This is a genomic window from Microcystis sp. LE19-10.1B, from assembly GCF_027530565.1.
GTDB lineage: Bacteria > Cyanobacteriota > Cyanobacteriia > Cyanobacteriales > Microcystaceae > Microcystis > Microcystis aeruginosa.
On record NZ_JAPZQM010000060.1, the window covers coordinates 1 to 5,910 of the forward strand.

General features: G+C 47.5%; 4 protein-coding genes and 1 pseudogene. 3 read left to right on the forward strand and 2 right to left on the reverse strand.

Annotated features, from left to right (window positions below; translation table 11 throughout):
- Positions 1 to 134 (forward strand): annotated as a pseudogene (locus tag O9332_RS02210) (IS630 family transposase); the annotation flags it as partial.
- 767 nt (positions 135 to 901) lie between these two features.
- On the opposite strand, the gene O9332_RS02215 reads toward O9332_RS02210, so the two are convergent.
- Positions 902 to 3,073 carry a glutamine synthetase III family protein gene (locus tag O9332_RS02215; RefSeq protein ID WP_288023465.1) on the reverse strand — a complete coding sequence of 724 codons (2,172 nt, stop codon included), beginning with the start codon at positions 3,071 to 3,073 and terminating at the stop codon, positions 902 to 904.
- A gap of 419 nt (positions 3,074 to 3,492) precedes the next feature.
- On the opposite strand from O9332_RS02215, the gene O9332_RS02220 reads away from it, so the two are divergent.
- Positions 3,493 to 4,188 (forward strand): proprotein convertase P-domain-containing protein, encoded by a 696-nt coding sequence (locus tag O9332_RS02220; protein ID WP_288023466.1) that lies wholly within the window; start codon positions 3,493 to 3,495, stop codon positions 4,186 to 4,188.
- Positions 4,189 to 4,408: 220 nt separating this feature from the next.
- On the opposite strand, the gene O9332_RS02225 is transcribed toward O9332_RS02220, so the two are convergent.
- Positions 4,409 to 4,708, reverse strand: a complete 300-nt coding sequence (locus tag O9332_RS02225; RefSeq protein ID WP_002763657.1) for a type II toxin-antitoxin system Phd/YefM family antitoxin — start codon at positions 4,706 to 4,708, stop codon at positions 4,409 to 4,411.
- 180 nt (positions 4,709 to 4,888) lie between these two features.
- On the opposite strand from O9332_RS02225, the gene O9332_RS02230 reads away from it, so the two are divergent.
- A complete protein-coding gene (locus O9332_RS02230; protein ID WP_002763658.1) occupies positions 4,889 to 5,614 on the forward strand; it encodes a PEP-CTERM sorting domain-containing protein in 726 nt (241 codons plus the stop codon).
- Positions 5,615 to 5,910 lie beyond the last annotated feature (296 nt).

A 5,910-nucleotide genomic window follows, 5' to 3' on the forward strand; every position in this document is an offset into this window, starting at 1 on the left:
AAAACTTTTCTGACTTTTCTTCAGCCATTTATGAATGTTTGAATGATGCCCATTTGAAACATAAAAAAGAACTGGATTCCTTGCTGACTCTACGATTTCAGAAGTTTAATAAATCTCAGATTATGAACGTCTAAAGTATAATTACGATGGTTCAGGTCGGACATTCGGTTCACACCTAATCATGGATGGTTGGCAGTGGTCTCGATTCTGGTGTTAGGTTACACCTCGGAGCCTTCCGTTCCCCGCTTCAGTCCCAGAATTGTGACTTCTGAATCTGGGGGTGGCTATCGCCGTTACTCTCACCTTTGTAACAATTTGTGAATAATTGTTACAAAGTGTATTGACCTTGAGTCCCTTTGCCTAGTTTGGTATCGTATTGATACTAAACGTCGGGACATATAAACAGTTATAAGGCTGGTCTGGGTTGACCTGTTAGATTCAGTCAGGGGACTGAAGACCTTACTAGGCGGTTATTTCGGGCATTTGGTTCCCTATTTCATGCCTAAACGTTTCGCACTACTTTTCTTAACATAACTTAAAACTACCAGAGCTAACGAAGGCAGGAGGCAGGAGGGAAGAATCTGACTAGAAGGCGAGGTTTTAGACAAGGGTTGTTGGGTGCATCTCACATTTGCAGAAATACCGACAATCAGCAATTATCAGTGACCCTTAAATTATTACAGATATATCAGCAGCTGCCTGTAAGCATCCCACCGAAAAACTAATGCGCTCTAGGGTTTGGGTAGGGTTGATTCATGAATCAACCCTACTATAGAGTTCTTGCATAATTAATTTTTGAGAGGGCAAAAATGAGATGCACCCAGGGTTGTTTCGATAACAGCTAAAAAGAAGGGGGTGGCCAATCATTTTTCCAGCTATTTACCCCCTCCTTGCCGTCATGTTATTTAACAAACAACATTTCTTGATAGGTAGGTAGCGGCCAGAAATTGTCGGCCACTTCCCCTTCCAGTGTGTCGGCATATTCGCGCACCTTATCCATCAAGGGACGGATTGTTTGAGCGGAATGCTGCATATGTTCCTCGATCGAGTCAAAATCGTCTTTAGCCGTGGCCTCACTCAGTTTGCTAACGCCATCCATCAGTAATTTAATTAAATTCGAGACGGTTTGGGCCCTTTCCTTATCCATCTCGATGCCGATCGCCGCCGCATTAGCGATCGCCGAGGACAATTCTGACAAGTAGCGAACGGCAGCGGGATAAATAATCGTTTTAGCCATACTCACCACCAGTTTCGCTTCCACCTCGATGGCCAGCAAATACTGTTCCGCATAGACATCAAAACGACTTTCCAGTTCCACGGGGGTAAGCACACCCATACGGGTAAACAGTTCTTCAATATAATCGGCCCTCAGCACGGGTAAAGCATCGGCAGTGGTGCGGAGATTAGCCAAACCGCGCTCTTCTACCGCCATTTTGTGCCATTCTGGGGAATATCCGTTACCTCCGAAGATCACATTTCTGTGTTTGTCCATGATCTCCTTGAGAACACCCTGGGCAGCAGTATTGAGGTCTTCCCCAGCTTTCATCCGGCTTTCTAGGTTATCCGCCACCCAAGTCAGGGAATCGGCTAGAATCGTGTTCATCGCCACCAGCGGCCCAGAAACTGACTGATTAGAACCCACAGCCCGGAATTCAAAGCGATTGCCCGTAAAAGCAAAAGGAGAGGTACGATTGCGATCGCCAGGATCCTTGGGGAATACCGGCAGGGTATCGACACCGAGATCCATCAACCCCGGGGCATCAGAACCCTCAATTCGGCCTTGGCTAATTTGGTCGAATACCTTTTCTAACTGGCTGCCCAAATATACCGAAATAATGGCGGGGGGAGCTTCATTTGCCCCCAAACGGTGATCATTGCTGGCGGTAGCCACCACTGCGCGTAAAAGCGGCCCGTACTTGTGAACGCCACGAATCACCGCCCCACAGAATAACAAAAACTGCATATTAGCGTGGGGAGTATCGCCCGGATCTAACAGATTGCCCTGGGTGGCGTTGCCGACGGACCAGTTAACGTGTTTTCCCGAACCATTAATTCCCGCAAAGGGTTTTTCGTGCAGTAGGCAAACAAAACCGTGTTTTTTAGCCGTACTTTTCAGCAAAGTCATAATTAACTGCTGATGGTCACTGGCCACGTTGGCCGCCTCGAAAAAGGGGGCAATCTCGAACTGTCCGGGGGCGACTTCATTATGGCGGGTTTTGGCCGGAATGCCGAGGCGATACATTCTTTCCTCTACTTCCTGCATAAACACCTGAACCCGTTCGGGAATCGCGCCAAAATAATGATCGTCGAACTGTTGACCCTTGGCGGCGGGTTTACCAAATAGGGTGCGACCGGTGAGCAGTAAATCGGGGCGACTATGGGCAAAATGAGCATCTACGAGGAAATATTCCTGTTCAGCACCGCAGCTGGAGTTAACGGGGGCGACTTCCGTATGTCCTAAGAGCTTAAGCACCCTGGTGGCGGCTTTACTCATCGATGAAATCGAGCGTAAAAGCGGCGTTTTTTTGTCGAGGGCCTCTCCTGTCCAAGAGATGAAAACCGTGGGGATACACAGGGTGACACCATTATCCGTCTCCATGACGTAGGCGGGACTGGTGACATCCCAAGCGGTGTAACCCCGCGCTTCAAAGGTGGAGCGAAGTCCGCCGTTAGGAAAGGAAGACCCGTCCGGTTCTCCCTGTACTAAGACTTTGCCCGTAAATTCCGTGATCACCGAACCGTCGCTCTGCACGGAGATAAAACCATCGTGTTTTTCGGCGGTGGCGTTGGTCATCGGATAGAAGACGTGAGCATAGTACAGCGCCCCTTTGGACGTGGCCCAATCCTTCATCGCTGCCGCTACCGCACTGGCGATGGAAACGTCTAATTTTCCCCCGGTTAAAATCGTGTTTTTGACCGACTTGAATACGTCTTTCGGGAGACTGGCCTGCATTTTGCTCAGGGTAAAGACATCGGTTGCCCAGAGGGCCTCTAAACGCTGAGGAATTTTGCTAGGTAGGGGTTTACGATCCGTTACTTGAGAGATAGCTTGAACACGGGTTCCATAACTCATAAGTATTTTTCCTATTGTGTTGTGTCGTGGATAAAGGGTTACTTTACTTAGGCGATGACAAGTTTCCTACTAACTTTGATGTTGAATTCCGGTCAGAGGCTATTCTCCGCTTAATAATTTTGATCCCACGGCACAAGCTTCTCTGCGGTTTTTATCTGCTTGCGCCGGCCTCTTTTCCGATCAATTAGCAACACCAGCCTTCATCTTAAGAACAGATAATCCAGAGCTTTGTATCAAACATTACAAATATCCCAAACCCGATCTTCCACCAGCGATCGCACTGAGAAAACGGGTTTCTTTGAGAAACCCGTTTTCTGGAGATAAAACTCTATACATCTATGCAATCGATAAAAAAGCGATATTTGACAAAATCGGGGGGGGGGGGTAAGATTTGGAGCAGAATTTGCCCAAAATTGCCAATGAATACCCTCAAACCTCTGTCTGGTCTCGGTGTTGTCCTCGCCAGCACAGTTAGCGCGATCGCTGGAATGACTGTCCTCCCCGCCAGCGCCGTCACCTTTACTGGAACTGGTACTGGTTTCAGCATCCCTGACAACAACGCCACAGGTGCTTCCAGCACTATTACCATTCCCACCAGTTCCAACTTCTCGATCACCAACATCACCGTCACCCTCAATAACCTAACCCACTCCTACGTAGGTGATTTGATCGCCAATCTCACCTACGTCCCAACCAACACGACAGTATCGCTGTTCAACCGGATCGGTCGCGTGACCACTGGTCTCGGTGACGCCAGCAACTTCAACGGCAACTACAGCTTCAATGATGCCTCCACCAGCAACATCTGGTCCGTAGCGGCTTCCGGGGGTGATGATTTTGTCATCCCCGGCGGCAACTACTTCCCCACCGGTGCGGGTAGTGGAACCCTTGTTCCCATACTCACTTCCTTGGGTGGCTCCCAGACCGCCGGCGACTGGCGGCTGACGATTTCAGATCTTGCGGCTGCTGATACTGGCAGTCTTGGCAGTTGGACTCTGAATTTGGAGGGGACTCCCATTGCTCCCGTTTCTGTTCCCGAATCAAATTCTGTCTTAGGTTTGCTGGCCCTAGGCTTACTGGGAACGGCAGCGGCATTTAAGCGCCATTGGAACTGAGAAAACGGGTTTCTTTGAGAAGAAAACGGAAGAAAACAGATTTCTTTGAGAAACCCGTTTTCTGTTTAAGCGCCATTGGAACTGAGAAAACGGATTTCTTTGGGAAGAAAAAGGAAGAAAACGGATTTCTTTGAGAAACCCGTTTTCTTAATCAGCTTTTTTATCTGTTTTATACCACCATCTTAAATCTTCCCGAAATTGGTGATCAAAGACAATTGCCCTACTCTTGGCGTTCAATTCCTAACTCCTGACAAAGTTCTGTAACTGTCTGTCCCGGTATTGTTTGAACGTCCCTCTCCATTGAACGTTCCAGTGCTGCCAATAACTTTCGAGCATTCGCAGGCGATCGCAAAAGATAAACGGTTTCTAATAAGCCAGTTAATTCCTCTGCGCTTAATAGTGCCATATCTTTATGACCAGGGCGCGTAATAATCGCCATACTATTCTCGCTTTCCAGTCGATCCAGAAGGCTCGCTAAATTTTCTTGAGCTTGAGTGTAGGTAGTTTGGATAGAAAACATAAGGCGAGGGCAACGAGTTGATTCGATTTTAGCTTATTTCATCAACTGAGAAAACGGGTTTCTTTGAGAAACCCGTTTTCTGGAGATAAAACTCTATACATCTATGCAATCGATAAAAAAGCGATATTTGACAAAATCGGGGGGGGGTAAGATGCTGGTGGAATTTGCCCAAAATTGCCCATGAATTTTACAACTACCTTCAAATCTCTCTCTCTGGCTGGTGTTGTCTTCGCTGGCACAGTTAGCGCGATCGCTGTACTGACTGTCCTCCCCGTCCAAGCGCTGCCGATCATCTACAATCCGACTCCAACCTTAACGCTTAATGCAGGCTCTGCTACTCCCACCGTTGGAGCCTTAGTCAACACTGCCAACGGCAATGGGTTGACTGGACCTGGAAACGCTTTGCAGCAACAGCACGTCGGAGGTACCGATTTGTCTAATTTCTGGGGAGTACGTTTAGAAATCGGGACGACTCCTGCTGATGTCAATCTTGATTTTAATTTTGGCAGTTCTGTGTTCTTAGATACCTTGGCTTTGTGGAATTACAACGCTTTTAATACCACAGCTACTGATCGCGGAATCAAGGATTTCACACTAATTCTCTCCAATAACTCCGACTTTAGCAGTCCAGTTTATGTATCAGGAACCCTAACACTTCCCGAAGGCACTTCGAACAACATACCTGCCACACTTTTTTCCTTCCCTTTGATTCAAGCCCAATATGCTAGAATTGATGTAGCAAACAATTGGTTCGTTGGTTGGACAGCACCAGGGCCTATTGGTCTCTCTGAAGTTCGCTTTGCCCAGACTGTTCCTGTTCCTGTTCCTGAATCAAGTTCTGTCTTAGGTTTGCTGGCCCTAGGCTTACTGGGAACGGCAGCGGCACTTAAGCGCCATTGGAACTGAGAAAACGGAAGAAAAGGGGTTTCTTTGAGAAACCCCTTTTCTGAACTTTTGGCAGATCGCCTTAATTATGGAATTAGTTGGATTACAATTAGTTTAAGCGCCATTGGAACTGAGAAAACGGGTTTCTTTGAGAAACCCGTTTTCTGGAGATAAAACTCTATAGTTACTAATTCTGTACGCAAATATTGCATCTAGAATTAGCTTTGTACGCTTTGACCCGTACTGGGTTAACTACGAACCTCTCTATCGGATTCCCGCTAAAGGCGGCCTCTCCGACTACCTTTCTTCCAATATTT

What these genes read in the sequence shown, in the direction of transcription:
- O9332_RS02215 (WP_288023465.1), bottom strand. Translation starts at nt 3,073, where the DNA reads ATGAGTTATGGAACCCGTGTTCAAGCTATCTCTCAAGTAACGGATCGT.
- O9332_RS02220 (WP_288023466.1), top strand. Translation starts at nt 3,493, where the DNA reads ATGAATACCCTCAAACCTCTGTCTGGTCTCGGTGTTGTCCTCGCCAGC.
- O9332_RS02225 (WP_002763657.1), bottom strand. Translation starts at nt 4,708, where the DNA reads ATGTTTTCTATCCAAACTACCTACACTCAAGCTCAAGAAAATTTAGCG.
- O9332_RS02230 (WP_002763658.1), top strand. Translation starts at nt 4,889, where the DNA reads ATGAATTTTACAACTACCTTCAAATCTCTCTCTCTGGCTGGTGTTGTC.